Below are 26242 nucleotides of genomic sequence, written 5' to 3'. Positions count from 1 at the left end.
CTCCATGCCCTTCTATTTCCAAGATCCGAAAAATCCGTATTTTACTCGATTCTACTATTGTCGTACATCAATTTTGCCCCGTCAGTTCCCGAATCACTTCCCCCGCGATCATCAGACCGGCCACGGGAGGGACAAACGAAACACTGCCGGGAGTCACCCGCTTGCCATGCTTTCCCTCTTCTTCCGAAAACTCAATGGGAGTAAGCGGTACCTCTTCAGAATACAACACTTTCAGACTATCCGCACCCCTTTTTTTCAGCTCCCGCCTCATAACCTTGCAGAGCGGGCAAACCTTCGTGTCAAATAAATCACCGATTTTCAAAAGCTCCGGGTGAAGCTTGTTGCCGGTTCCCATACAGCTGATCACCGGAATACTTCGTTTCTTCGCCTCTGTGGCAATGGCAATCTTAGCCGTCACCGTATCCAGCGCATCCACAACATAATCCGCCCCCAGATCCAGAATAGGAGCTGCATTATCCGAAAGAACAAAAGTCTCACAGGTCACAACCTCCGCCTCCGGGTTAATCTGCAGGATTCTTTCCTTCATAACCTCCGTCTTCATCCTGCCAACCGTATCACTCAGCGCATGAATCTGCCGGTTAATATTACTCTCCGCAATCCGGTCGTCATCCACCAAAATAAGGCGGCCCACACCGCCTCTCGCAAGCCCCTCGGCCACATAAGATCCCACGCCGCCCACGCCGAACACAATCACACTTGCTACAGCCAGACGCTCCATTGCCGGCACACCGAGCAGCCTTTTCATCCTGACAAAACGCTGAGACATTCAACCACCTTCCATAAACAGAAAAGAAACAAAGTGAATTTCACTCTTCATTTCCCTCTTCATTAATCAGTACAACGTTCTTCCCCTCAACCCCGTACTCCACATCTCTCAATTTATTCATCTTCACCCTGGCATTGGTTCCTTCCGTCACCTTTTTGGCAAACGTTTCCGCCAGAGGGACAGGCAGCAATATCCGCATCTTGACCTGCTCTTCATAGACCGTATCCAGCACCGGCAGTTCCATCTGCCCTGCAATATACTGAACCTTGCCAAGATCGGTGTAGTCCATGGTAAGTTCGGTCTCCGCTCCAGGCAGGCGCTCCACGATGCGGCTGGCAGCCAACCCTTCCGCCGCACCCTTTGTGTAGGCTCTGACAAGTCCTCCTGTCCCCAGGAGCGTCCCGCCGAAATAGCGGGTCACAACCACAAGCACATTATATAGGTTCTCTCCCTGCAGTACACTTAAAATAGGCCGCCCGGCCGTACCGGAGGGCTCTCCGTCGTCGCTGCAGCGCACCAGTTCCTGTCTCTCCCCGATAATGTAGGCAAAGCAGTGATGATTAGCTGTGTAATGCTTTTTCCGGATCTGTTCCAGGCAGGCCAGGGCTTCTTCCTCAGATTTCACTGGGAAAACGTTCCCGATAAAACGGGATTTTTTCTCCGTGATCTCTCCCTCTCCGCCTTCCAGAACAACGTACAATCCCTCTACCATCCTGTGAACAAATCCTTTCATAATTATTATGAAAATATTATATTTTATTTTTCGCTTTATTTCAATTTCTTTTTTTGCTATACTATAGCGGTGGGGAAAGCGAAAATACGGGGTTTTCCGGCTTTTTGGATTCCTCGTTAAACATCCGGGAAGTGCCGGTCGGTTCGTGAAATGGGTTCCCCATCCTTTTATTTTGTTCAAAAAACAAACCGGCTATCGTGTGCATTTCCGCTCACATGAGTCAGGCAGAGCGATCCATTCTGCCTTGAAAAATGGAGGCTTTATATGAACTACAGTAAAAAAAATACAATCAATAAACAGAAAAAGGTCAATTCCACTTCCAAAAAAATGGGATCGAAAGCCAGAATTTCTGTTTTCCGCGTCTTTCTGGCCTGTATTGTCGCCCTGGTTATTGTCGGAGGCGCGGCAGGACTGGGGGCAATTAAGGGTGTACTCGATTCTGCTCCAAGCATAGAGGGGATTGATGTAGCGCCGGAGGGATTTTCCACCACCGTGTTTGACGCCAACGGCAAGCAGATACAGAAACTGGTCGGCTCCGACGCCAACCGTGCCTATGTCACTCTGGACCAGATTCCAGAAGTAGTGCAGAATGCTTTTATAGCTATTGAAGACGCCCGTTTCCGGACCCATCACGGAATTGACATCAAAGGAATCTTCCGTGCCGCAGTTGACGGCATTGTTAAAGGAAAGTTTGATTCCGGCGCCAGCACGATCACCCAGCAGCTTCTGAAAAATCAGGTCTTCGAAGGCGGAAGCGAGCCGGAATTTATCGAGAAGGTCAAGCGAAAAATTCAGGAACAGTATCTGGCCATCCAGCTGGAAGACCGGATGGATAAGGATCAGATTCTGGAATACTATCTGAACACCATCAATCTGGGACAGAACACATTGGGCGTCCAGACGGCTTCTTACCGCTATTTTAATAAACCAGTCAATGAGCTGGATCTGTCCGAGGCAACTGTTATTGCAGGAATTACACAGAATCCTTCTGTTTACAATCCTATCTCCCACCCGGAAAATAATGCTGAAAAGCGTGCTATCATTCTGGATTACATGGAGGAGCAGGGCTTCATCAATGCCCAGGAGAAACAGGAGGCGCTGGATGACAACGTCTATGACCGGATTCAGGTAGTCAATCAGGACTTTACGGATAAAAGCTCCACGGTCAATTCCTATTTTGTCGACGCATTGATTGACCAGTTAATTGAAGATCTTCAGCAGGAACTGGGTTATTCCTATACCAAAGCTATCAATGCCATCTATCGCGGCGGATTAAGCATTTATACAACTCAGGACCCGGATATTCAGAAGATTTGTGATAAAGTGCTGAAGGATGAATCCAACTATCCCAGCAATTCCACCCAGGAGCTGACTTATGCTCTTTCGATTCAGCATGAGGACGGAACCCAGACCCACTATTCCGAGGGTCATGTCAAAGAGTATATGATTGAAAACGGGATCGGAAAGAATTTGTATTTCAGTTCCAAGAAGCAAGCCAAGAGCATTACCAATAAATTCAAAAAATCGGTGGTAAAAGATACGGACGAGGTGATCGGTGAGAAGATCACCATGACCAAGCAGCCCCAGATTTCCTTCACTCTGATGGATCAGTCCAATGGACAGGTAAAGGCCATTGTGGGCGGCCGGGGCAAGAAAGTCGCCAGCCGTACCTTAAACCGTGCCACCAACACAGTAAGGCAGCCGGGTTCTACGTTCAAGGTTGTAGCCGCTTATCTGCCCGCCCTGGATGCCTCCGGCATGACATTAGGAACCGTATTTGACGATGCAGAATACTACTATCCAAACGGCAAAAAGGTCAACAACTGGGAGACCAACCGTTATCGTGGATTCAGTACGATTCACAACGCCATCGTTGCTTCTATGAATATTGTAACGGTCAAGACCATGGAGAAGGTGACTCCTCAGGTAGCCTATGATTATCTGATGAAACTGGGCTTTACCTCAATCGTGGACAAAGAGGTGCGTGAGGATGGTATTTACTCCGATATCCAGCTGTCCACCGCATTGGGCGGCCTGACTCACGGCGTCTCCAACCTGGAGCTTACCGCTGCCTATGCAGCCATTGCCAATAAGGGTGTTTATAATGAGCCTACCTTTTACACAAAAGTAGTGGACCATGACGGCAAGGTGTTATTGGATAAGTCGGAAACCAAAGGAAAGCGTGTCATGAAAGAAACCACTTCATGGCTGTTGACTCACGCTATGGAAGATGTTATTTCCGCAGGAAACGGAACCGGACGTCTGGCCAAATTTAACCGGGTCAATATGGCTCAGGCAGGTAAAACCGGTACTACTTCCAATTATAATGATATCTGGTTCACCGGCTATACTCCTTATTACACTGCAACAATCTGGAGCGGCTACGACAACAATGAGCGCCAGAGCAGTGTGAACTATCACAAAACCTTATGGCGCATGATTATGGAGGAAGTCCACGCAAAACTGAAAACCAAAAGCTTTAAAAAGCCGGACGGTATTACCAGTGCCACGATCTGTACAAAATGCGGCAAGCTGGCGGTCCCCGACCTCTGCTCCAATGCGCTGGGAGGTTCGAAGGTGACGACGGAGTATTTTGCATCCGGAACAGTACCCACAGAACCCTGCGACTGTCATGTAAAACTTACCATATGTAAATCTTCGGGTAAGATAGCGAATGAGTTCTGTCCGGAGACAGAGACAGCCGTGTATCTGATTAAGGATGAAAAATCGTCCACGGATGATACGCCTTATGTATTGAAACCATCTATAAAAAATTCTATCTGCAAAGAGCACAGTGCAGAAACTGTGATTCCTCCTGATCCCGACCCTGGCGAAGGGGAGGACCCGGACCCAGACAATCCAGATGATCCTGACACTCCGGATGTCCCGGAGCCGGATATTCCAGATGAACCCACCGGCGGCGATCCCGGCGGAAATACCGGGGACGGCGGTACGACTCCGGTCGGGTAAGGAAACGATAATAAAACTGGAAAAAGCCTCATGTGACAGTGTCACATGGGGCTTTCGTTATGCTTAGCCTTAATCTATTCAATCACTCCAAGTTCTCTGGCCTTCAGCACGGCATCCATCGCATTGTTTACTCCCAGCTTCTTATAGGCAATAGCCGTATGGGATTTAATCGTTGGGATACTAAGTCCGGTTATTTCTGAGATGTCAGCATTTTTGTACCCCTGAGAAAGCAATGTGAGCATATAGGCCTGCTGCTTTGACAGCTTAAGAGGCTTATCCTTCCTTTTAATCACCCCGGCCATGTATCCTGCATGATCCTTTCCAAAACGATGTGCCGCAAGCATCACCTCATTGATGTAAGAACGGGTAAGCGGGCCTGCGTAATCCTTTTCACTCACTCTGGACAGGATGCGCTTCAGGATGGGCACAACTGTCTCTCCTTCGTCCGCAACCACACGTATAAAGCCGTATGGCTGCAGAATTTCCAGTGCCGCCTCCAGCTCCGCTTCCGCCTCCTTCTTCTGGTTCATCGTCCAGTACAAAGAAGCCAGAACCACCCCTGCCTCGCACCGGTCCAGAGGCCGGTTCAGATTCTTCCCGAACTCTCTGAGCAGCAGCAGATAGTGCAGTGCTTTCTCCGTCTTCCCCAGCGCGGCATAGGCCCGCGCAGTGGTGAAATGCTGAAAAGACCGGAAGAACTCTATGTGGTCGGTCTCCGTCACATAGTATTGGTCCATCCATGCCGCGGCGGCGGCCCTGTCGCCCCGAAACAATCTCAGCTTTGTGCGGTAGGCAGTAAGATTCGGCAGAAAATACTGAGCAGATGCATCCACGAACTCATTCAGGTCGTCCATAACCTTTCCCGCCTCCTGAAAACGTCCAAGCTGCCAGAGGATACTATGCTGTAAAATCATCACGCAGATGCGGCCGTCCGGTTTATTCTCCGGTCCGATCAGGCGGAGGACCGCGGTATTCTGCTCCAGCGCGTCTTCCAGCTGATTTCGCTCATATGTAAAAGAAACCAGGATACCGGGGCGCAGATATTTCCATTCCGGGCCCAGCAGCGGCGCAAAGGTATTGTCAATTTTATCCAGAATCCCCGGATTTAAGGCAATCTCCGAATAATCTCTGTTGCTTCGGTGCATATAAGGCAGGTTATGGGTAAAAGATGCAATATTGGTGGCAAGTCCCGACGGTGTATAAAATTTAAGCACCTTCCCGAACATCTTAAATAATGTAACTTGAGTTTTCAGCGGTTTGCGGTAATCCACATGAAAGGCCAGCATGGCAAATTCCACAAACTCATTTCCCGCCTTTGCTATACGGGGCAGGTTGCGTATAATGGCGTCCATATGTTTCGCATATTCCTCAAAATGGCTTGTAAGGTAATAGTACCATGCATACAGGACATGAAGGACCGGCGCCTCTCTGGCCGCACGTTCCGGGAGCGACTCCATGAAAAAACTGTGAAGAAAGTCCGCATAATCAGCCACACCGTTTTTGTGGCCCCGGAATAAAAATAAAAACAGGAAATTGTCCGTCCCCTTATAATCACCGCTCATAAGCCAATAGCGCAGCGCATGGGAATAGTCTCCGTGATCCTTATAATACTGGGCCGCGGTCTTATACAGCATGACCCCATCTACAGCCCATCCATGCATCTGTTTCTGCAAAAATTCCTGAAACAGATGGTGATAACGGTAGGTGTCACCATGCAGGCGGCTCAAAAAAGAGTTAGACCTGCTCAAAGCCTCCATAAGTTCCGGGGCATCTTCTCTTCCGGAGAGCGCGCTTCCCAACTCTGTATCAAATTCATCCACTATAGAAGTCCGGATACAGAAGTCCCGCCGTTCATCATCCCAGGTATTCCAGGTCAAATCCTCAAAGAAATCAGCAAAATCATATTCCCCTCTTCCCCCAATCTGTCCGGACATCGCGATCGCGTTGACGCCGATGGCCCAGCCATCCGTGGCCATATAGGCAAACTTTATCTCATCAGGTGTAAGGAAATGCCCTCTGATATTCAGATACTGCCGGATCTCAGATTCGGTAAAACGCAAGTCTTCCCGGCGTATCACATCCTTTTTTTCGTCCTTTAGCAGCGGCCGAAATTCATCTGGAACCTCTCCTCTCGACAGAACAAAAACGGTAAAGGCACGGGGCAGGCGGCGAAGCACCAGCGGCAGGGATTTGATGATCTCTCCGCTTTTAATCAGGTGGAAGTCGTCCAGCACGATCACGTACTGCCGGTCCTCCAGATACATTTCGCTCATCAGCTCCACCGTATGTTCTACCGGCGTGGCGGAAAAAGCTGTGTCCATCAGAATTTTCTTCATGTTTTCATTATCCGGCTGAAGCGAGTATAGTCCGGTCGCCAGCAATTTGTAAAATACAGACGGAGAATTGTCGAAACTATCCAGTCCAATCCAAACAGGAATACGTCTGCTCCTGTTCAGCCACAGCAGGGTGCTCACCGTCTTGCCGCTGCCGCCCTGAGCGGATACAAATACAAAGCCATCCTCAGCGGCCTTGTCCAAAAGCGCCAGCAGGTTTTTGCGCGGCGCGCACACCTCAGGAAGACTTGCCGGCATAAACTTATCACTTAAAAAAAGCGGATTTCTCTTCATCTTCTTGTACTCTCCCCATTGATAATAAAAACCCTCATAAACTTTTTTTATTATAACATATTTAAGAATAAATTTTCAAAAACCTCATACCGTATGATTTTTCTTTTTCCTCTGCTGTGTTACGCTTTATTGAAAGCAACAATCGTGAATCAGCGATCAGGAAACTGAGAGGAGGAACATACTATGACAAACATTCCAACGATATACCAAAAACTTCTGTTATGCCTGGCCCTGTTCTTTGGCACCGTTCTGCTCTCCGGTACGGTCTGTCTGGCCCGGAACCATACGGAAAATGAGTCCAGCGGTTTATACCCCCCCCCACAAAAAATCAGCGTTCAAAGAGCCCCTGGCTCTCCCGGCTCTGCTGATGCAGCCTTGAAACCACTATCCGGGGACTATACCCTCTCCGCAGCCGATCCTTCTGAGAACATCCTCGAAGTGACGTTTGACAGCAATGACAACAATACCAGCATGGGTGCCAACAGTATGAAAGATGCCATAGATACTGCCCTAAGTGAGTCGGGGAAAAAGTCAGCGGATGTTACCGGGATCAAACTCACCGGCAAGGCGGCGGAAATTACCGCTTATAACTGGAAGTATCTGCTGGAGCGGTTTACAGATAGCAGCGGCTGGACTCAATTGTTCTCCCTGGATCTCTCTGCTATGGACAGCCTGAGCCAGATAAAAAACGATCCTTCTTCATTCGTTACTATTTCCCAACTTACAGCTGTACGCTTTCCGGACGGCCTGAGAACCATTGGGGATTATACGTTTTACGACTGCATTAATTTAAAGGATGCAGTTCTGCCCGGTCAACTGGAGTTTATCGGGTATAGGGCATTTTTCTTATGCCGCAGTCTGGATAGTGCGATCCTTCCCAGTAGTTTGGAATCCATTGGAGATTCTGCGTTTGACGGCTGTAAAAACCTGAAGGCGGTATCTGTGGCTCAAGGCAATCTATATTTTAAAGCACAGGACAACGTGCTCTATAATTACGCCATGACCTCCCTTCTTCTCTATCCGATGACAAAAAAAGACGTTTCCTTCCTTATACCGGGAAGCGTGACCTCCATTGCGGATTATGCGTTTGCCGCCTGCAAAAGCCTGACAGCCCTGACCTTTCCTGCTGCTCTGGAATCCATTGAGAATTATGCGTTTGCCGCCTGTTCCAACCTGAACTCCCTGTCCTTTCGCAGTACCCTCCCCCCCGCCGTTGGCCTCAATACTTTTTCAAATGTTTCTTTCCGCGGCACAATCTTCTACCCCTCCGGGGCAGCAGGTTATACCGAGAGTTGGAAGAACAATACCCTCCGTTTGCCCAATTGGACCCTTCAAGAGGAACCAGGCGGCAGTCCCGGCTTTATCCCCGCCCCCATCACCTATCCCCTCACTCTTTTGGCGGATACGGGCGGCAGGATCTCTGTGGGAACTGACGCCTCCTTTGTCCCCGGCACCTCCATTTCCCTGCTGGCCGTACCGGATAACGGCTATTCCTTCGACGGCTGGATTTCTTCCGGCGGCGGCTCCTTTTCCCACCCTGACAGCCCTGATACCTCCTTCATCATGCCTGCGGAAGCGGTCACTGTCACCGCGCGCTTTTGCTACACCGGGGAAGGGCCGGAATATCTCTGGCGTACCCTCTCCCATGAGGATTCCGGCATAACCGTGTCCGGCTATTTTTCCAAAGATGCCGTCCTGTCTGTGCAGGAAGAAGGCCTGCACAAAGCAGGCTCCTGCTATGCCTGCGACGATATCCTCCGGTCCCGCAAAGCCGGTCAGCTGACCGCTCTCTATAATATCAGCCTGAGCTCTGGTTCTTATAAAGGAATCCTGTATGTGGAATTCCCGGTAAGTAAGACAGATAAAGGTGAAATGCTTACCATCCTGCACTGTAAGAAGAAAGTGCTGGAAACCTATACCCTCCCGGCAGATGGAAGCACTGTCAGGGGCAGCTTTACAAGCCTGTCTCCCTTCGCGGTAGTGAAGACAACGAAGGATTAAAGCTCTTATATATAGAACCGGCATGGTCAGCGCCACGCCGGTTCTATTGTTTTTAGGAGCAGCTAGACAGCTGCTCCTATTTTATTCGGTTATTATTTGATCTCTGTCCTATGCTCCGGCAGGAACCGAAATCCCCAGCCGCTGCCTGTTCTTGGCAGTGCAAACCCATTTTTTATCACCATAGGTTCATCAATGATGCCGTCAATCCAGTCAAAGCTCTCGGCTCCATAAGGATTGCTTACCGTGCACAGCAGCGGTACATCATAGTCCTTATAATAATGAGGAAGCACCGGAATGTGATAGGCAGCCGCCAGCGCCGCACTCTCCCGCCATGCTTCTACGCCGCCCAGACGGATCAGGTCCGGCTGCCACAGATCCAGCGCCCCCCTTCTGATCAGTTCCCGCAGCGCCGCAGCAGAATATTCTCTCTCTCCCATGGCAAGACTTACCTTCGTCTTGGAATGGATCGTCCCATATCCTTCAAAATCAGTATTGCTCACCGGCTCCTCAAACCAGAAAATCCCCAGCTCTTCTACTCTGCTGATCAGCTTCACCGCGGAAGGCACATCCATTCCCTGATTGGCATCCATCATAATTTTAACGTCCGGTCCCAGCGCTTCTCTCACCAGGTTCAGCCGCCGCACATCCCTCTCCATATCCGGACTTCCCACTTTAATCTTGACCGCGGTGAAGCCTCTCTTTTTGTATTCCACAACCTCATCCACCAATTCCTCATCCGTGTAGCTGATCCAGCCGCCGCTGCCATAGACAGGTATTGGTTTTACATTGCAGCCGAAGAGGCGGTATACCGGCTGGTCAAGGGTTCTGGCCCAGGCATCCCACATAGCTACATTCAGTGCTGCCAGTGCCCACCGCTGCAGTCCCGGTATTCCAAAGTACTCACTTTCTATCTCATAATCGCTCTGTACCTTCGCTGTCTCATATATTTGGTATTCCCGCGCCATCACAAAATTCCTTAAATCCTTCAGCGCCCCTTCGATCCCATTGGGGCTGTAATGAAAGCTGAGCAGGTATCCCTGCCCGGTGACGCCGCCGTTTGTCTCCACCTCCAGCACATAAAAAGCGATTTTGCTTATCTCATGGGTAGCATCCGCAATCGGCCGGCTAAGCTGGCTGACAGCCTGGAATATACGAATATCTTTTATCTCTGTATTGCTGTGACTCATATTTTATCTCCCTTTCCGTTTCTGATATATTACATTTATTATATAATGGCTATAAATATATTTCAATTATATTTTTTTCTATTTCATCTTGAAATTCATGTAGTTTTTCGCTATTCTAATAGGTATATATCTGATATTTCACATTTAAAACAAGGAAGAGAAGGGATGGGATAAAATTGGCAGAAGCACTGACAAACCAGGCATATGATTATCTATACGAAAAAATCATTTCCTGTGATTATCTGCCCGGCCAGGAGCTCAGCGAAAAACAGCTGCTGGAAGAAACAGGACTTGGCAGGACTCCGCTTCGCGAAGCGCTCCTGGCTCTTCAAAAAGACAATCTGGTCGATATATTTCCCCGCAGGGGGATGCGGGTTACGCCTTTTACCGAGAAAGGAATTGATGATCTCTATCAGACCCGCAAGTTGATCGAACCTACTGTCAGCACCAAATATATCACGCTCTATTCCAAAAGCCGGCTGCTGGAATTTGACAGCCGATTCCGTGCAGTTACGCTGTCGGACCCTCTGGAAGAATACCGTCTTGATACGCTGTTCCATTCTTATTTGATCGAAGTTACCGGCAATGATATCCTGACCAGCATGTACCGCGGCCTGATGATCCGCCAGCTCCGCCTGGCTGTCTATTCGGCAAAGCAGGATCGGGACAGCCGGACAGGTAATGTACAGCAGCATGCAGCCATCATAGATGCCCTTCTCAGAGAAAATGAAGCAGATGCCAGGGACGCCATAGTCCTGCATATTAATCACTCTCTGATAAAGTCCTTAAAAATGCTGCAGAATCAGAATCCAAATGTGAAAATGAATTTGGGAAAGAAAGGGTTGGTATGAACATGAATGAATTAGAAAATCATATTGGTATTGTAACGGGCGGAAGCAGCGGTATCGGCTATGCTATCTCAAACGTTCTGGCAGAGGCAGGCGCCGCTGTTTATGTCATCAGCCGGTCCGGGAAGGTAAAGGACGGTCTTGCCCCCTCACATCCCAATGTCATTCACCTGACCGGTGACATTACTGAAACGAATAAAATGAAAGATCTGATTGGCTCCATTGCGTCAAAGAGCGGTCTGGATTTTCTGATTAATAATGCTGGAATTACAAAGAAGTGCCGGGCGGAAGACTTTCCCCTGGATGATTTTTTCCACATTCTCGATGTGAATGTGACCAGCGTATTTTCTCTCTGTCAGATATGCTATCCCTATCTGCGGGAGAGCCGTTTTAAAGGCCGGATTATCAACATCAGCAGCATGGCGGCTCACCTGGGGTTCAGCGAGGTCGTCCCCTACTGCACCAGCAAGGCTGCCGTCTGCGGTATGACCAGAGGTCTGGCGGTGGAATGGGCCAACGACAATATCTGTGTCAACAGCATTGCTCCCGGCTGGTTTCCCAGCGAAATGAGCACACAGGTTATGACCCCGGAACGCAAAGCCGCCATTCTGGCACGAATGCCGGTACACGCCTTTGGTGATCCAAAGGATCTGGGAGCTATGGCAAGCTTCCTTCTGGGCGAAGGGGCGTCTTATATTACCGGTCAGGACTTCGCGGTGGACGGCGGGGCACTGGCCTTTGGATATTAATAGAATAGAAAAGAGCCGTGGTATGCGGCTCTTTTCTATTTCGTGCGGACTCGTCCGCTTTATTCTATTATTTCGTTGTGCTTCCAAAACCGCCGTTTCTGCTCTCTGACACATCGTCGTCAAAGGTAATCCCGTACTCTGCAAAGATACCCTGCATAAATCCGGTACAAGCCGGTATATCCACCGTCTTCCCTTCCCTGGTATCATTGGTAATCTTAGCAAAGATATGCCCCTCATTGTCCGATTCATAGTAATCCTGATCAATAATTCCCACGGTATTATTCATCTGAAGCCGGAACTTAAAGCCCAGCCCGCTTCTGGGGTAGCACTTTAATACCCATCCTTCCTCCATCCGCACACGGATACCGGTAGGAATCTTGATGCTCTCTCCCGGCGCCAGCGTTATATCAAGCGGGGCAAAGAAATCATAACCTGCCGATCCCTTCGTAGCTCTGGCCGGCAATGGGATAGCGTCATATATTTTCCGTATCACCTCAACATCATTTTCTCCAAATGTATCCGCCCAATCCGCTCTGAACTGTCCAAATGTAACTTTCTCAAATTGCCCTGCACGTTTCATGGTGTCCTGCTCTCCTTTTTCTGTTTGTATTCCGCCAGAAGCAAATCCACCATCCTGCCGTAGCTTCTGGTTCCATCCGTCTGCTTCTGTACCTTCAGATAAACATCATTAACCTTGTCCGAGACCGTCCCGACCAGGGACTGTTCAAATTCGTTCCAATAAACCGTCTCCGCTTTCAGATCGGCGTCCACTCCATCCGAATACCCCCGGCGGACCCTGGCATACCGTTCCGCATCGCTCTGGTAAAGCTGATTGCCGGCATAGACAAGCGCCATCATAACTCCACTATATTGTAACCGAATATCGTCGGAATTTCTACAGGCCAGATAAGAAATATAATTTGCCTCATCCTCCCGCATAAAACCTTTCAAATGAGCCAGCTCATGGCACATGGACGCCGGAATCGTGTAACCAGTCACATCCGTATTCACATTGGCCTCCATTGTAAAACAGGAAAAGACACCGGTTGTCCTGGTATAGGACATAAAGCGTGAAAAAAGCACCGGTTTGGGCCGGGGATACGGGCCGGCAAGCACCGGATAAACTTCTCCCAGCGAAACCATTGCCTCTCTGGATGCCTCCGCCATGGATTTATAATCCGGGTAATCCATAACCACAACCCCCTGCGCGTCCTCCGGCAGGTCTTTTCTCAGGTCGTTTGCAGTATCCCGCAGAGATTCCACCAACTGCGCCAGTTCCTCGGTACTGGACTGGGTAATCTCAAGGCCGCTGTACTGTGTAAAATAGTACCGGTAATAGTTTACGCCGCAGGTAATGACAAAAATAAAATAAATCAGGCTGACCGCACAGAGTATATTCAAACCTCCGGAAATCAGCCTTTCCTTTCTTGTCTCTTTCTCCTTCACGAGCTTCATCACAAATCGGATCACAATCCATAGAACACCGGGAATCAAAATAACTATTCCCACTTCCATGAGAGAAAAAGGAAGAAGCCCGGTAAGCCCCGAAAGAGCGGCAGAAAGGCCGCGGTAAATACCTCCCGCGTATATCTTCTCCGCAAAATCAGGCACCGTCTGGGCAACCAGAATCAAAATCATGCCGACAGGACCCGCAAGCAGCATCCACAGCTTCTTTTTCAGTCTTTTTCTCATTACATACCCCTGTATATTTATTCCTGTTTTCTCATTCGTTTCTATAGTTCTATGTTAAAGCAAATTCCCACCTGTGTCCAGTTTTGTCAGCTTCCAAAGTTTTCCGGAAGCACTCTGAACTCCGGCGGCATATGATCCAGATCAATCTCCCCGTCGAAAACCATGACCGTCGGGCCGCTCATCCATATATGATTGGTCACCTCATCATAATCCACATGAAGATTTCCGCCTGGCAGCATGACCTCAACACTTCGGGAAAGCCGTCCGGTCAGAACACCTGCGGCCACAACCGCACACGCTCCCGTACCGCAGGCAAGCGTCTCCCCGGTGCCCCGTTCCCACACCCGTACGCGTACCCTCTCTCTGCTGATAACCTGGACAAACTCCACATTTGTGCGATTGGGAAAACGTAAGTTATGTTCAAATGGAATTCCAATCTCCTCCAGCTTAATATGGGAAACATCCTCCACAAATACCACCGCATGAGGATTTCCCATGGAAACACAAGTCATGGTAAAGGTCTCCCCCAAAATCTGTATTTCCTCGTTGATCACAACGCCCCGCTCTGAAAGTACCGGAATCTTTCTGGGATTAATCACAGGTTCTCCCATATCCACTGTTACCTGAAGCGGCGTGAAATCTCTGTGAATCAGACACTCCCGGACACCGGACAGAGTCTCCACATTCAAAATATCTTTCTCCTCGCCGGTCAGCTTATTATATAAATAACAGATCCCCCGGATCGCATTGCCGCACATCTCCGCTTCAGAACCATCGGGATTATAAATCACCATACGGCAGTCCGCACAGTCGGAAGGGAGCAGAAGAACCAGCCCGTCTCCGCCGATACCGGTCTTTCTGTGACAGAGCTTCCTGGCCAGGAAACCCGGCTGCTCAGGCTGATCCTGCCGGCAGTCCAGGAAAATATAATCATTTCCGCAGCCATGAATCTTCGTAAAAAACATAGCAGCCCCCTGTAACCCTCTCCAGTCAGATAATAACTGGAAAAAGTCAGCACTTTTACTATATAGTATATCGGATAAGCGCAAAAAAGTGCCGCCGCAAACAAACATTGCGGCGGCAAACCATCACAAAACCATATCACAGTATTTTATCTTACCAACGTTCTTCATTATTCCCTCTTCCTTCTTCATTAGCACCTATCTGAACAGCGTCACTATCATCCCCGCTGTCTCCACCAGGTTAGTCCCGCTGTCCATGCTGGTTTTCTGCATGTAGCGGTAAGCCTCCTCCTCCGACATTTTATTCCGTTCCATCAGCAGGGTCTTGGCTTCCAGAATCAGCTGTTCCTCCTGTTCCGTGCGGGCCTTCTTTGCGGTACGTTTCTTCCGCCTCTCCCGGAAGAGCTGCCTCGACATCATATCAATCGTGTTTACCAGCTCATTAATTTTAAGCGGCATCTCAATTGACACAACGTCCCCTGTGTAATCATTTCCCAGGCGGGCGGCAGACGCCACCAACAGCATCTGAAAACCGGAAGGAAGATCCTCTTTCAGCTGGCTGTAAAGCATATCCGTCAGACGGTAGCCGCAGATAACCAGCCCTGACTCCAGCTGGCCGGCAAGCGCAATGACCTGGACACCTCCCGTGCACACGCCGCTCACATCGTAACCGCTGCGCATCAGAATACTCTTCATTTTTGCCGCATCTTCCCGTTTCGGGAACGCCACAATCAAATTCAGCATCCTTATACCCCGTACGTTTTTCTGGTTTCAAACATCAGATTCGATAAAGGTACTGTTCAATTTCCCAGGGAGTCACCTGCTCCGTATAGCTCTTCCACTCTTCCTCTTTTACGTTCAGGTATTTTTCTGAAATATATTCGCCCAATACCTCCTGGATGTAAGAGTCCTCCCGGAATGCTTCCAGCGCCATTCCCAGAGAGCCCGGCACCGGGTCCCCCTGCTCCTGACAGCCGGGTTCCAGCTTCCGTTCCAGGCCATCCAGCCCGGCTGCAAGACACACAGCCAGCGCAAGATAGGGATTAGCAGCGCCGTCCGGGCTGCGCAACTCTATTTTTTCCGTTCCATAATCGGTAGACGCCAGATTAATCAGGGCATTGTATTCCTTTCTTGACCAGCCGATCTGAGTCGGCGCGTCATAACCTGGCACAAAGCGCTTATAGGAATTTACAATCGGATTGGTAATCAAAAACAGAGCTTTCATGTGGGCCATTAACCCGCCGATAAAATACCGCTCGGTCTCTGTAAGTTCTTCCTGCCCCTGCTTTTGCAGCAAATTCTCTTTCGACTCATGAGCATAGATAGAAATTTTCAAATGCATACCGGAGCCCTTCTCCCCATTTCGGGGTTTGGGCAGGAAAGTAGCATACAGCCCATGGCGTTTGGCTATCGTGCGCACCGCAAGCTTAAACGTCGTAATATTGTCGGCTGCTGCCAGGGGTTCATCATATTTAAAATCTATTTGATGCTGCGCCGGAGCCTCAGAGTGAAAGGATGCCTCCACCTCAAAATCCATGTCCTCCAGAGTCAGTACAATGTCTCTTCTGGCATTTTCTCCGCCGTCGGAAGGCGCTACGTCAAAATAGCATCCCTTCTCCCCGGTCTCGGTAGTCGGATTTCCATCCTCGTCATAATCAAACAGGAAGAATTCACATTCCGGCCCCACCTTAAACCGATAGCCCATGCGCGCTGCTCTCTCCACCACATTTTTCAGCACCTGTCTGGAATCGCCCTCAAAGGGCACCTTGTCCGCCCGGTATACATCACAGATAAATCTGCCTACCCGGCCCTGCTGGGGCCTCCAGGGAAATATTGTAAAAGTATCCAGATCCGGGTAAAGGTAAAGACTTGGATTATCCTTATCATGAAAGCCATCAATTGCCATACATGGAAATGTGCACTGGTTGTCCAGAACCTTTTTCAGCTGGCTTGCCGTCACCGCCATATTTTTGAGATTACCGTATATATCAGCAAACTGCAGCCGGATAAATTCTACATCTTCCTCTTCTACCATGCGTTCAATATCTTCTCTCGTATAACCCATAATTTTCTCCATGCCGGACTATTTTCGCCTTCTGCCCGCCGGCACATTTCCTTTCTCAGAAACTGTTATTAGTTCTTAAGGGAGACTGCTTTGTTATAAAACAGCAGGACAAGCACAACAGCCGCGGCCGCGATAATTCCCATGATCAGAAAACCCAGGCGGTAACCGGAGCCATTTACAATGCCTCCCATGATAGCTGGCCCCAGTGTCATTCCAATTCCATAGATTGCCTGATAAGCTCCCATAGCCGTATTCTTCTTGGATAGTTCTACGGTCCGCACTGACATGGACATTAAAATAGTGGCCAGCAATCCATTGCTGCAGCCTCCCATCAGCTGCAGGACACAGATCATCCAGACGGAAGGGACCAGAGGAACCAGAATACAATAAAGTATCACCATGAGAAACGCGGTCAGTATCACCGGCTTCTCTCCAAAATTCTTGACAAACACGCCGCCCACTAAAAGCGACATAATAAAATTCGTAAGCGTAAAAAATGTTGTCACCATGCTCAGCTGCATCGGCGTGGCGCCCAGATCCGCCGCCACATTAGAGGTAAATGCAAATGCCGTGGCAAACATGATGAACTGCAGGCAGCAGGCCAGAATACAGCCCAGAATCAGCGGCTTGTTTTTGGCTACGGTAGCCAGCTCCTTTAAGGCCAGCGGCTCCCGTTCCGTCTCAATATCCTGCACAAAAAGGCTGAGTATCGTTGCCAGCACTCCCGCGGCAAAACTCAGGGTAAAGGAGGAAACCATGCCAAAGGCCTGTGCCACCATTCCGCCCAGAAACGTAGCCGCAAGCCGTCCAAAGTTATTCATGGCGTTGATATTTCCAATGGCCTTTGTGGAATCTTCCGGCTTGAAATAGCTGGAAAACAGGATCGGAAAGCAGACCCAGCTGGCCGCAGAAAGTCCGGAAAGCCCCCGGAAGAAAAGCAGTGCCACCGGGTTGGGAAACAGCCGCATCCCCAGAGAAGCCACCGCCGACATCGCCACACCCAGCGTTATGAATATCTTCTGCCTCCCCAGCTTATCCGCGCCGATTCCGATGGGAATACGGAAAACCATCTGGGAAAATCCATAGGCTCCGGCCGCCATGCCGGTCACCGTGGCAATCGCTCCCAATGTCTGCATATACGGGGTAAAATACGGCACATATGTATAGAGAGAAAACCAGTGCAGTACCGTTACAATCCCCAGAATCCATTTACTCTTGCTCTTATTCATTTTAATCTCCATTCCTCCCATTTCAGAACAAATCTGGATGCCAGAAGGTTCTGATTCTTTATGCAGTCTCTGGCATAAAGATACATAAAAAGTATAGCATTGCGTGAAATGCTTGTAAATATTGGTTTCTGCTGTTCTGTATTTCCTTTCATTATTAAGTTCCTGACCCTGAATTACAGTTCCACCAGAATCGGGCTGTGATGAACCGCAGGAAGAAATTTCTCCACAATATCTTTTGTTTTCAGTTTCATGCTGCTGGTATTCACACAGGGATGGCAGCCGATATACTCCTGTCTTAATATATCCTGGTCGATCAGAAGCTGCACTTTATTCTCTTTATCGTTCATTAGTCCCATTACGCTCACTGATCCCGGCGTAATATGTAAAAACTGTTCCATATACTCCGCTTTAGCGAAAGAAAGCCTGGAGGACCCGATCTGTCCTGACAATTCTTTTGTTTTAAATGGTTTCTCGCCCGGCATCATCAGAAGGTAAAATTTCGTTTCCTGCCGGTTGCACAAAAACAAGTTTTTGCAGATGTCCGTTCCCAGAAGCTTTTCCACCTCCAGGCAGTCTTCAATCGTGCCCGCAGCGCCATGATCCACTCTGATAAAGTCAATCTCCAGCTCCTCCAGAAGTTTATAGGTCGACATTTCCTTAGAAAGTCTCTGATCCCCATTGTCCGGTTTCGTTGTGTATAAGGTCCGGTCTATGTAAATTTCACTCATTGTATCATTGTCCTTTCTTCTCTTTTAAGTTGATTTTTCTTCGCCCCGCCGCAATGCTCCGGAATGGAGTATAAAATGTTCTGACTTTACAGAATCTAATTTCAGGAATTGATTTTATCCGCCGAAGGCCGTATACTGTAAGCAGAATAAAAAGAGCTTGTATAATCAATGTAAACATTCATTTTCCCGCCAGGAGGTCACAAATGCAGATTGAATTTCGTGGTGTTTTGGATGATTGCAGCCGTATTCTCACCGACAGGCTGCAGACTGCTCTTGAACTATCCATGTCTGCCCATGCAGGCCAGACCGATAAGGGCGGGAAGCCTTATTATGCTCATCCTCTGGCCGTCTGCCGTATTGTCAATCACATCAGCCCCTCCGACGAACGTCTGAAGGATCTCCATTATCTCAAGCATGCTCCCCTCATCGTGTATACAGCGGATGACCTGGAACTTTCCATCGCCGCCCTGCTTCACGACGTGCTGGAGGATACCTCTCTCACGGTACAGAACTTAAGGAACGCCGGAATTCCGGAATCCTGTGTTCAAATCATACAGGTACTCACCCGCAGGCAGGAAGAAAGCTACTCCGATTATATTGAAAGAGTAGCCTGTAATCCCCGTGCATCTATTGTAAAATTAGCCGATCTGGCCCATAACTGTGACTTAACCCGTCTTGACACCGTCACTGAGGCCGACCGGGTGCGGCGCAGCAAATATGTCAGTGCCGCCTCCCGTCTCCAGCCTGAATTCTTTACCGGTTTCTCAATGCTTTTTCCAGAGACAGGAATGCCTGCTCCAGAATCTGTCGGGGACATGCAATATTAAACCGTTCAAATCCTTCTCCCCCGGCTCCGAATATATCACCTTCATCCAGCCATAGCTTTGCCCTGCCCACGATTAATTCATCTCTCTGTTCCCGCGTCAATGACAGATGATTAAAGTCCAGCCACACCAGATAAGTTCCCTCTGGCTCCGCCATGCACAGCTCAGGCAGTCTATCCTTCACAAAATTTCTAACAAATTCCAGGTTCTTTTCCAGATACTCCTTCACTTGCGAAAGCCACTCGCCGCCCTTTTCATAGGCTGCTGCCGCCGCTGCCATTCCCAGCTGATTCAACTGGCTGTAGCCGGTTTTTTCCATCTCGGTCTCAAAAGCTGCCCTCAGTGTTTCATTCGGTATGAATATATTGGAAACCTGCAGGCCGGCAATATTAAAGGTCTTGCTGGGCGCGGTGCAGGTGACAGATATATCTCTCAGTTCCGGGGAAATATTCCCGAACATCACATGCTTTCGATCTCCCCACACAAAGTCAGAGTGAATCTCGTCGGAAACCACGACTACGCCATGACGCAGACAGATTTCCCCGGCCCTCTTCAGCTCTTCCTCAGACCAAACCCTTCCCACCGGGTTGTGAGGGCTGCAGAGCAGGAACAGCTTTACGTTTTCCTCTGTTATCTTCCGCTCCATATCTTCAAAATCCATGGAGTATCTGCCGTCTTCATACCGCAGTGCGTTATTCACCAGCCTGCGTTCATTCTTCTCAATGCAGGCTGAGAATGGATAGTACACCGGCTGCTGGATCAGCACGCCGTCCCCTTTACGGGTAAAGGCACGGATTGCCATCGCGATTGCGAACACAATACCGGGCGTCCGGACCATCCACTCCGGCCGGATATCCCAGCCAAACCGGGTACGATACCAGTTCCTCACCGCATCCGTATACGCTCCGGTCGCCTCAGAATACCCGAAGATGCCATGTTCCGCGGACCTTACAACAGCGTCCCTCACTTCCTTCGGGGATCTGAAATCCATATCTGCCACCCACATGGGTATGACATCCTCCGGCATTCCCCGGTCCTTCTTAAAATCGTATTTTAAAGAACCGGTATTTGACCGGTCTATAATCTCATCAAAATTATACTGCATACTCTCTTTCCTCCCCATTCCATCCGATGCTGTGACAAAATACCACATAAACGTATCATAGCCGAATTTACTTATATTATCAATATTTTTCCGTTTTCTTTTGTGCCGGAACTTTCCATACAAAACAACAGCCGTTGACAGGGAAAGTATCCCCGGCAACGGCTGTCTGCCATAAAGCTAATTTGATTTCTTCATATCTTTCAGGGCTGTAGTAAATTTAATCGGATTGCCATACCGAAGTGTTCCCATACGGTAGATCCTGGCTCCCAGGAATCCGGCTCCGAATATGGATGCCAGGAGTATGACATAGGAGACGATAACCTCCCATACCTGCACGCTTCCCATGGCAATACGCACAAACATGGCGCTGTAGGAACTGAACGGCAGGAAGGACAGCACTTTCATCGCAACACCATCCACATTCGTCAACTGGAAGAGTACGATGAAATATACAATCATAATCAGCATCATCAGGCCGCCGGAGCTCTTGCTGATATCCTCTGTCTTGGACACCAGGGCTCCCACCGCTCCGTAGAGGAAGGCGTAGAACAGGAAACCGCCCAGGCCAAAGAAAGCAAAGGTGATCAGTACAGATCCCGGAATCATAAATATCATATCCAGCATGCCGCCCCATACGTCACGGTTTACCGCATAGGAAATCAAAATAGATCCCATGATCAGTCCCACCTGGCAGAGGCTGGCGATTGCTCCTGCAATCACCTTGCCGAACAGCAGGCTGTTGGGCGTGGTGGTAGTCACCAGCACCTCGATGGAACGGTTGCTCTTTTCATTCGTTACCGACACCGCTATCATCTGGCCGTAGAATACGATCAGCATAAAGACAAGAATAACCAGAGCGTAACTGTACCAGTAGTTCTGTCCCGAATCCTTGCCAAGCACCAGATCATTAGAAACAATCTGCTGGGAGAACAGCGCCTCCACCTCGTCATAGTCCAGTCCATTGTCTTCACAGTATTTCTGTCTCGCCACAGTCGTCATCGCGGTCTCAAAACGGGCTTTATTTTCATCACCCATACCTTTATTCAGGACATAATAATCGTACTGCGTCGCAGACCTTACGATAAACCCGGCTGCCACCTCTCCGGACTGTACTCTCTCACGGATCACATCTTCATCCGCTGCCGCCTCCCAGACCGAATCCGGGAAAAGACTCTTTAACAAATCCATATTCATAACGCCGGCTTCATCATAGAGCAGCAGCGTCTGGTCAGCCTTTTCATCATCCTCTTTATCCTTCGAAGACTCATCCTCCGGCACCGGTGCCTCCTGCTTCGGCCCTGTACCCAGAAGCCCAGACATATTTACTATACGGGGTAAAAATAAAATACCCGCACCCAGAACCGCAATCAGCAGCGTAGTCAGCACAAAGCCCTTGCTTCTCACATACTCCTTCAACTCATATTCCAGAACAACTAGAAATTTCTTCATGATTCACTCACTCCCCAATCACAACATTTATCGTCAACAATAGCATCTTTATTTTCGTTACACATACTTACTTCATTCTTCCTTCTTCGCGATTCCTTCTTCATTCCCCATTCTTGCTGTGTTCTTCATCATTCCTTCTCCGTCCATTTTTCACTCGCACATAGTGCGATTTTCACTGTTCCGAAGGAACATTTTCACCTGCGGCTTCGCCGCAGCTTTCACCGCCTTACATTATTCATTCTTCACTCTTCATTCTTCACTCTTCATTCTTCACTCTTCACTCTTCATTTTTCACTCTTCACTCTTCATTCTTCATTTTTCACTCTTCACTCTTCCTATCCCTTACTCACTCTCTTCCCCTACCCGTGCCACGAATATGTCGTTCAGAGAAGGTTCGTAGATTCCGAAATGCTCTATCTCAATGTCCTGTGCGTTCACCGCCTCCAGCAGCCGCCTGCGTGAAGCCCCCTGCCTTAATTCCAGGACCAGGAAATCCCGTTTGATACTTTCTACCTGTACCAGGTCAGCCGCAAAGTGTTCCAGCTTCTCCTTTAATTCCGCCAGACTGTAATTCTCCGCCGAGAGAATCAGCCGGTCCTTTCCATATTCCTTTTTGATCTCCTTTAATTCGCCTTTTAAAGCTACGTCACCGTGATTGATTATGGCAATCTCATCGCAGAATTCTTCCACATAGCTCATCTGATGGCTTGAGAAAATCACAATCTTTCCTGCCTCGATCAGCTCTGCAACTACATCCTTAAGGATCTGGGAGTTGACCGGGTCAAGACCGCTGAAGGGTTCGTCCAGAATAACAATTTCCGGATCACATACCAGCGTTGCTGCCAGCTGGACTTTCTGCTGATTTCCTTTCGAAAGAGTCTCCAGCTTCCTGTTCTCGTATTCGCTGATCTCCATACGGTTCAGCCATTTCTTCATCCCGGCCTGAGCCTGGGATTTTGTGAAACCCCGCAGTCTGGCAAGATAAATCATCTGATCCGCAACAGTCCGTTTTGGGTAAAGCCCCCGCTCTTCCGGCAGATAGCCGATTTTGTGTTTCGAGGGAACAAAGGGCTTTCCATCCAGCAGAATCTCCCCTCCATTGCTTTTAAATACATCCATCAGGATACGCATGGTTGTGGTCTTCCCGGCGCCGTTTCTTCCCAGCAGGCCCAACGCCCGCCCGCTTTCTGCCTCAAATGAAATTCCATGAAGAATTTCTTTATCACCAAACTTCTTATAAATCTCTTTTACTTCCAGTTTCATCTCATTCTTTCCTCCATCCCAGTCATACTATTTCGATTGTATTAAAGTATCAAATAATCCCCAGTGATCCAAGAATATATCCAATCACCCCGCCAATCAGCCCGGAGATAATGGTAATCACCCCCACATAGCCGATTACAGAAATAAAACGGAGTTTATTATCATACTTGGGATCGTTCAGTGGTTCCGGTGCTGAATCCGGCTCGCTGCGGTATATGACAGCCCGGTTCTCCAGGGCGCAGACAAATTTCCATCCCTTTGCCTCCGCGTCCTTCACACTTTGTATCTGCCAGTCGTTGTTCATCCCGCTCCAGTCTTTGAAATCGGAGAATTTCCCGATCCCCTTCGCCCGGCATCTCCTGTTTGTCAGGTATTTAGAATCCAGCGTATAAGAATACTGAATCGCCTCCTGGCGTATAAAGCGGTATTTCAGCGGTGTTATTCCGATTAACTGCCATCCCTCCCTGACCATTTTGGATAGGTACTTCTTCAGGCCACGGTTAGTCAGGATCAGACGTCTTGCCGTCCTGCAGTATCTCCTGTCGTTCTCCAGCTGCCACTCTTCTCTTGTCAGTTTCATCTCCCGATAGTACATTTTCGCTACCCGGTTCAGCATCCGCGAGAGGACAAGGCTGAATACGATATACACGAAAACAAAGAAGTAAAACCAATCTACTTTCTGTACCAGCAGATGGTATGGTATCAGAAATATACCGATAAATAATGCCCAACCCGTTATGCTGTTTGCCTTCTCAAGATAATGCCTTCTGTATTTTTCCGCGTGAAACAGCCGGGATTCCTCATCATTATACAGTTCGTTTATATCGCCCTCCGCGTATTCCTTACAGAAATAGTAATTCATTTCTTCGTCGTGGGCGATCATCTCCCATCCCATTTCCTTCGCCATCTCCAGAAAGATCTCCTTGTGTCTGATATCCTGGAGAGTCGGGTTCTTAGGAAGGTTAAACCGGTCTACCTCATAAAACAGGCGTGCCGGCGTGGTCCGTTCAAACGTATACACACAGCCCAAGGTGACATTTTTTAATTTCCATCCCCGTGTCCCCATCTCTTCCAGCCACATCTTTTCCTGATTCATGCTGACAAAGAGTTTCAGGACTTTTTTTCTCTCATGATCCGCCATAGTAACCCCCATGTACCTTCTGCAGTTTCTGCCCTGAACAGCTGAAACATAAAGCTTCCTCAAAAATGATCTGATTTTCCATGTCGTTAATTTTCTTCTGCTTTACCTCCGCCCTGCAGCAGGATTTCTCTGCCGTTTTCCAGCTGATTCGCCAGCCGGCTGGTTTCCTGCTCCAGGAAGCTCCGTCCCATCTCTGTAATCTGATAAGTCTTTCTGCCCCCTTCTTCTGAGACAATCTGAATCATCTCATCGTCCACCAGGCGGCCTACCATGGTATAAAGTGTTCCTGTACCAAGACAGATACGTCCCTGCGTCAGCTGCTTCACAAACTGCATGATCGCATATCCATGCCGGGGTATTATTACTGCCAGCAGCGTATAATAGGTAGTCTCTGTCATCGGTATATATTTTTTTACCAGAGAATCTGTCACACTGCCTCATCCCCTTTACCATTTTATATCATTGCTCGATATGTCGTATCTCGACATATCGTCTAGTGACATATTATCATAAGCATAATTTTCTGTCAATCCTGAAATGATAATCCTATCACTTTGTCTGTTTCATTAGAATGTGGTTGAGAATGGAGAGCTTATGAAAAAAAGATTGTCATCAAATTTATTGCTGCGGTTGATACTGGGAATTTTGGCCGGTATGTTGATCGGGTCCTCGGGAACTCTGTTTGGGATACAGGATTCCCTCCTGTTCACAGGAATTGTCCGGCTCTTTGCCACATTTACTTCCCTGTTCACCACGTTTCTGAATTTTTTGATTCCTCTGCTGATCCTTTCCTTTGTGTCCGTTGGGCTGGCGGAACTGGGCCAGAAAGCAAACCGGTTATTCGGCGCCACCCTGCTGCTGGCCTATTTTTCCACGGTCCTGGCAGGATTTTTATCTTTTTTTCTTGGAAAAGCCGTACTTCCCGCTCTTGTCAAACCAATCAGTTCTACTTCTGTAGAATCAGCAGTTTACAATCCTTTTCTTACGATTGAAGCCGCACCCGTCTTTGGCGTTATGACCGCCCTGATCCTGGCTTTCCTGCTGGGTCTGGGAATGGCCAACTTAAAGGGAGAACAGGGGCTTCTGTCCGTTTTGCAGAATCTGCAGTCCATTATTTCAGGCGCGCTGAAAAATATTGTTATCCCCCTTATTCCAGTTCATATTGCCGGCTTGTTCTGCAACATCGCGGCCAGCGGAAAGCTGCTGGCAACCATACGGATTTTTGTATCCCTGTTCCTTCTCATCCTGATCGTCCAGTGGCTCTATACCCTGTTCCAGTTTCTGCTCTCCAGCCTCATCTGCCGGGAAAATTTACTTTCTAAACTAAAAACGATTGTGCCCGCCTATTTCACCGCACTGGGGACACAGTCCTCCGCGGCAACAATTCCAGTCAATCTGGAATGTGCGAAAAAGAACGGGATTTCAGATGAAATATCGGATTTCGTCATTCCACTCTGCGCCACCATCCATCTGTCCGGAGATACGATCTGTCTGGTTCTGGGTTCCATGGGGATACTGCTGGCCAATGGCATGACGCCCACACTGACCATGTTTACCCCTTTTATCTTCATGCTGGGAATCACTATGGTTGCCGCTCCGGGAGTTCCGGGCGGCGGCGTTATGGCTGCCCTGGGGCTGATCAGCTCCATGCTGGGCTTTACCGAACCGATGCAGCAGCTGATTATCTCCCTGCATTTCTCACAGGACAGTTTCGGGACAGCGGCTAATATAACCGGCGATCAGGCAATTGCGCTCGTGGTGGACAAGCTGGACCGCAGAAAAAACAGCCGTGATTGATAGTTCATATAGGCAATAAAAAATCCTACCGCATCCAAATTCTTTTCACAGAAGTAATCCTACCGCTCCTTAATTTTACTCGCAG

22 protein-coding genes are annotated in these 26242 nt (G+C 48.8%); 6 read left to right on the top strand and 16 right to left on the bottom strand.

The window, feature by feature from the left end; all coding sequences use genetic code 11:
• Positions 1 to 67: 67 nt before the first annotated feature.
• Together ABCW47_RS10560 and ABCW47_RS10555 are read right to left on the bottom strand one after the other, a co-directional pair.
• A complete protein-coding gene (locus ABCW47_RS10560; RefSeq protein ID WP_343209883.1) occupies positions 68 to 787 on the bottom strand; it encodes a tRNA threonylcarbamoyladenosine dehydratase in 720 nt (239 codons plus the stop codon).
• A 40-nt stretch (positions 788 to 827) separates the two neighbouring features.
• Positions 828 to 1499: a YigZ family protein gene (locus ABCW47_RS10555; protein ID WP_343209882.1), complete on the bottom strand. Its 672-nt coding sequence runs from the start codon at positions 1497 to 1499 to the stop codon at positions 828 to 830.
• A gap of 285 nt (positions 1500 to 1784) precedes the next feature.
• Between ABCW47_RS10555 and ABCW47_RS10550 the strand changes: the two genes are divergently transcribed.
• Positions 1785 to 4490 carry a transglycosylase domain-containing protein gene (locus ABCW47_RS10550; RefSeq protein ID WP_343209881.1) on the top strand — a complete coding sequence of 902 codons (2706 nt, stop codon included), beginning with the start codon at positions 1785 to 1787 and terminating at the stop codon, positions 4488 to 4490.
• A gap of 74 nt (positions 4491 to 4564) precedes the next feature.
• Here the strand turns inward: ABCW47_RS10550 and ABCW47_RS10545 are convergent, their stop codons facing one another.
• The gene (locus ABCW47_RS10545; protein ID WP_343209880.1) at positions 4565 to 7117 is read right to left on the bottom strand and encodes a winged helix-turn-helix domain-containing protein; all 2553 of its coding nucleotides are present in this window, start codon (positions 7115 to 7117) and stop codon (positions 4565 to 4567) included.
• 183 nt (positions 7118 to 7300) lie between these two features.
• Between ABCW47_RS10545 and ABCW47_RS10540 the strand changes: the two genes are divergently transcribed.
• On the top strand, positions 7301 to 9118 hold the full coding sequence (locus tag ABCW47_RS10540) for a leucine-rich repeat protein (protein ID WP_343209879.1): 1818 nt from the start codon (positions 7301 to 7303) through the stop codon (positions 9116 to 9118).
• 92 nt (positions 9119 to 9210) lie between these two features.
• On the opposite strand, the gene ABCW47_RS10535 is transcribed toward ABCW47_RS10540, so the two are convergent.
• Positions 9211 to 10305: a mandelate racemase/muconate lactonizing enzyme family protein gene (locus tag ABCW47_RS10535; RefSeq protein WP_343209878.1), complete on the bottom strand. Its 1095-nt coding sequence runs from the start codon at positions 10303 to 10305 to the stop codon at positions 9211 to 9213.
• 176 nt (positions 10306 to 10481) lie between these two features.
• Between ABCW47_RS10535 and ABCW47_RS10530 the strand changes: the two genes are divergently transcribed.
• Entirely contained in the window at positions 10482 to 11156 is a 675-nt protein-coding gene (locus ABCW47_RS10530; protein WP_343209877.1) for a GntR family transcriptional regulator, read from the top strand.
• Between the two features lie 2 nt (positions 11157 to 11158).
• A complete protein-coding gene (locus tag ABCW47_RS10525; RefSeq protein WP_343209876.1) occupies positions 11159 to 11902 on the top strand; it encodes an SDR family NAD(P)-dependent oxidoreductase in 744 nt (247 codons plus the stop codon).
• A 67-nt stretch (positions 11903 to 11969) separates the two neighbouring features.
• On the opposite strand, the gene ABCW47_RS10520 is transcribed toward ABCW47_RS10525, so the two are convergent.
• The 7 genes from ABCW47_RS10520 to ABCW47_RS10490 all read right to left on the bottom strand — a co-directional run bounded on the left by ABCW47_RS10520 (position 11970) and on the right by ABCW47_RS10490 (position 18578).
• A complete protein-coding gene (locus ABCW47_RS10520) occupies positions 11970 to 12482 on the bottom strand; it encodes a dCTP deaminase/dUTPase family protein (RefSeq protein ID WP_343209875.1) in 513 nt (170 codons plus the stop codon).
• Positions 12479 to 13594: a DUF3810 domain-containing protein gene (locus ABCW47_RS10515; protein WP_343209874.1), complete on the bottom strand. Its 1116-nt coding sequence runs from the start codon at positions 13592 to 13594 to the stop codon at positions 12479 to 12481. The genes ABCW47_RS10520 and ABCW47_RS10515 overlap by 4 nt, the downstream gene beginning before the upstream one ends.
• A gap of 86 nt (positions 13595 to 13680) precedes the next feature.
• The gene (gene dapF / locus ABCW47_RS10510; protein WP_343209873.1) at positions 13681 to 14559 is read right to left on the bottom strand and encodes a diaminopimelate epimerase; all 879 of its coding nucleotides are present in this window, start codon (positions 14557 to 14559) and stop codon (positions 13681 to 13683) included.
• Positions 14560 to 14754: 195 nt separating this feature from the next.
• A complete protein-coding gene (locus ABCW47_RS10505; RefSeq protein WP_343209872.1) occupies positions 14755 to 15300 on the bottom strand; it encodes an ANTAR domain-containing response regulator in 546 nt (181 codons plus the stop codon).
• A gap of 34 nt (positions 15301 to 15334) precedes the next feature.
• Positions 15335 to 16624, bottom strand: a complete 1290-nt coding sequence (locus tag ABCW47_RS10500; RefSeq protein ID WP_343210059.1) for a glutamine synthetase family protein — start codon at positions 16622 to 16624, stop codon at positions 15335 to 15337.
• Between the two features lie 65 nt (positions 16625 to 16689).
• The gene (locus ABCW47_RS10495) at positions 16690 to 17850 is read right to left on the bottom strand and encodes an MFS transporter (protein ID WP_343209871.1); all 1161 of its coding nucleotides are present in this window, start codon (positions 17848 to 17850) and stop codon (positions 16690 to 16692) included.
• Between the two features lie 173 nt (positions 17851 to 18023).
• Positions 18024 to 18578 (bottom strand): prolyl-tRNA synthetase associated domain-containing protein, encoded by a 555-nt coding sequence (locus ABCW47_RS10490; RefSeq protein ID WP_343209870.1) that lies wholly within the window; start codon positions 18576 to 18578, stop codon positions 18024 to 18026.
• 203 nt (positions 18579 to 18781) lie between these two features.
• Between ABCW47_RS10490 and ABCW47_RS10485 the strand changes: the two genes are divergently transcribed.
• Positions 18782 to 19405: a hypothetical protein gene (locus ABCW47_RS10485; protein WP_343209869.1), complete on the top strand. Its 624-nt coding sequence runs from the start codon at positions 18782 to 18784 to the stop codon at positions 19403 to 19405.
• Here the strand turns inward: ABCW47_RS10485 and ABCW47_RS10480 are convergent.
• From ABCW47_RS10480 to ABCW47_RS10460, 5 genes are all read right to left on the bottom strand, one after another.
• Complete coding sequence (locus ABCW47_RS10480; RefSeq protein ID WP_343209868.1) at positions 19332 to 20507, bottom strand: MalY/PatB family protein; 1176 nt, start codon at positions 20505 to 20507, stop codon at positions 19332 to 19334. The two genes, ABCW47_RS10485 and ABCW47_RS10480, sit on opposite strands and share 74 nt — an antisense overlap.
• Before the next feature lie 177 nt (positions 20508 to 20684).
• Positions 20685 to 21956, bottom strand: a complete 1272-nt coding sequence (locus tag ABCW47_RS10475) for an ABC transporter permease (RefSeq protein ID WP_343209867.1) — start codon at positions 21954 to 21956, stop codon at positions 20685 to 20687.
• Positions 21957 to 22298: 342 nt separating this feature from the next.
• Positions 22299 to 23219 (bottom strand): ABC transporter ATP-binding protein, encoded by a 921-nt coding sequence (locus ABCW47_RS10470; protein WP_343209866.1) that lies wholly within the window; start codon positions 23217 to 23219, stop codon positions 22299 to 22301.
• 49 nt (positions 23220 to 23268) lie between these two features.
• The gene (locus tag ABCW47_RS10465) at positions 23269 to 24360 is read right to left on the bottom strand and encodes a DUF2812 domain-containing protein (RefSeq protein WP_343209865.1); all 1092 of its coding nucleotides are present in this window, start codon (positions 24358 to 24360) and stop codon (positions 23269 to 23271) included.
• Between the two features lie 86 nt (positions 24361 to 24446).
• A complete protein-coding gene (locus ABCW47_RS10460; RefSeq protein WP_343209864.1) occupies positions 24447 to 24791 on the bottom strand; it encodes a PadR family transcriptional regulator in 345 nt (114 codons plus the stop codon).
• Positions 24792 to 24954: 163 nt separating this feature from the next.
• Here ABCW47_RS10460 and ABCW47_RS10455 point away from each other — a divergent pair, with 163 nt between their 5' ends.
• Positions 24955 to 26157: a dicarboxylate/amino acid:cation symporter gene (locus ABCW47_RS10455; RefSeq protein WP_343209863.1), complete on the top strand. Its 1203-nt coding sequence runs from the start codon at positions 24955 to 24957 to the stop codon at positions 26155 to 26157.
• The last annotated feature ends 85 nt before the right edge of the window (positions 26158 to 26242 follow it).

The sequence above is a fragment of the Anaerolentibacter hominis genome (assembly GCF_032380675.1).
In the GTDB taxonomy this organism is placed as follows: domain Bacteria; phylum Bacillota; class Clostridia; order Lachnospirales; family Lachnospiraceae; genus Anaerolentibacter; species Anaerolentibacter hominis.
This window is presented reverse-complemented; position numbering and strand designations above follow the sequence as displayed.

Coding starts and splice junctions, on each gene's coding strand:
- ABCW47_RS10560 (WP_343209883.1), bottom strand. CDS start 787: ATGTCTCAGCGTTTTGTCAGGATGAAAAGGCTGCTCGGTGTGCCGGCA.
- ABCW47_RS10555 (WP_343209882.1), bottom strand. CDS start 1,499: ATGGTAGAGGGATTGTACGTTGTTCTGGAAGGCGGAGAGGGAGAGATC.
- ABCW47_RS10550 (WP_343209881.1), top strand. CDS start 1,785: ATGAACTACAGTAAAAAAAATACAATCAATAAACAGAAAAAGGTCAAT.
- ABCW47_RS10545 (WP_343209880.1), bottom strand. CDS start 7,117: ATGAAGAGAAATCCGCTTTTTTTAAGTGATAAGTTTATGCCGGCAAGT.
- ABCW47_RS10540 (WP_343209879.1), top strand. CDS start 7,301: ATGACAAACATTCCAACGATATACCAAAAACTTCTGTTATGCCTGGCC.
- ABCW47_RS10535 (WP_343209878.1), bottom strand. CDS start 10,305: ATGAGTCACAGCAATACAGAGATAAAAGATATTCGTATATTCCAGGCT.
- ABCW47_RS10525 (WP_343209876.1), top strand. CDS start 11,159: ATGAATGAATTAGAAAATCATATTGGTATTGTAACGGGCGGAAGCAGC.
- ABCW47_RS10520 (WP_343209875.1), bottom strand. CDS start 12,482: ATGAAACGTGCAGGGCAATTTGAGAAAGTTACATTTGGACAGTTCAGA.
- ABCW47_RS10515 (WP_343209874.1), bottom strand. CDS start 13,594: ATGAGAAAAAGACTGAAAAAGAAGCTGTGGATGCTGCTTGCGGGTCCT.
- dapF (WP_343209873.1), bottom strand. CDS start 14,559: ATGTTTTTTACGAAGATTCATGGCTGCGGAAATGATTATATTTTCCTG.
- ABCW47_RS10505 (WP_343209872.1), bottom strand. CDS start 15,300: ATGCTGAATTTGATTGTGGCGTTCCCGAAACGGGAAGATGCGGCAAAA.
- ABCW47_RS10495 (WP_343209871.1), bottom strand. CDS start 17,850: ATGAATAAGAGCAAGAGTAAATGGATTCTGGGGATTGTAACGGTACTG.
- ABCW47_RS10490 (WP_343209870.1), bottom strand. CDS start 18,578: ATGAGTGAAATTTACATAGACCGGACCTTATACACAACGAAACCGGAC.
- ABCW47_RS10485 (WP_343209869.1), top strand. CDS start 18,782: ATGCAGATTGAATTTCGTGGTGTTTTGGATGATTGCAGCCGTATTCTC.
- ABCW47_RS10480 (WP_343209868.1), bottom strand. CDS start 20,507: ATGCAGTATAATTTTGATGAGATTATAGACCGGTCAAATACCGGTTCT.
- ABCW47_RS10475 (WP_343209867.1), bottom strand. CDS start 21,956: ATGAAGAAATTTCTAGTTGTTCTGGAATATGAGTTGAAGGAGTATGTG.
- ABCW47_RS10470 (WP_343209866.1), bottom strand. CDS start 23,219: ATGAAACTGGAAGTAAAAGAGATTTATAAGAAGTTTGGTGATAAAGAA.
- ABCW47_RS10465 (WP_343209865.1), bottom strand. CDS start 24,360: ATGGCGGATCATGAGAGAAAAAAAGTCCTGAAACTCTTTGTCAGCATG.
- ABCW47_RS10455 (WP_343209863.1), top strand. CDS start 24,955: ATGAAAAAAAGATTGTCATCAAATTTATTGCTGCGGTTGATACTGGGA.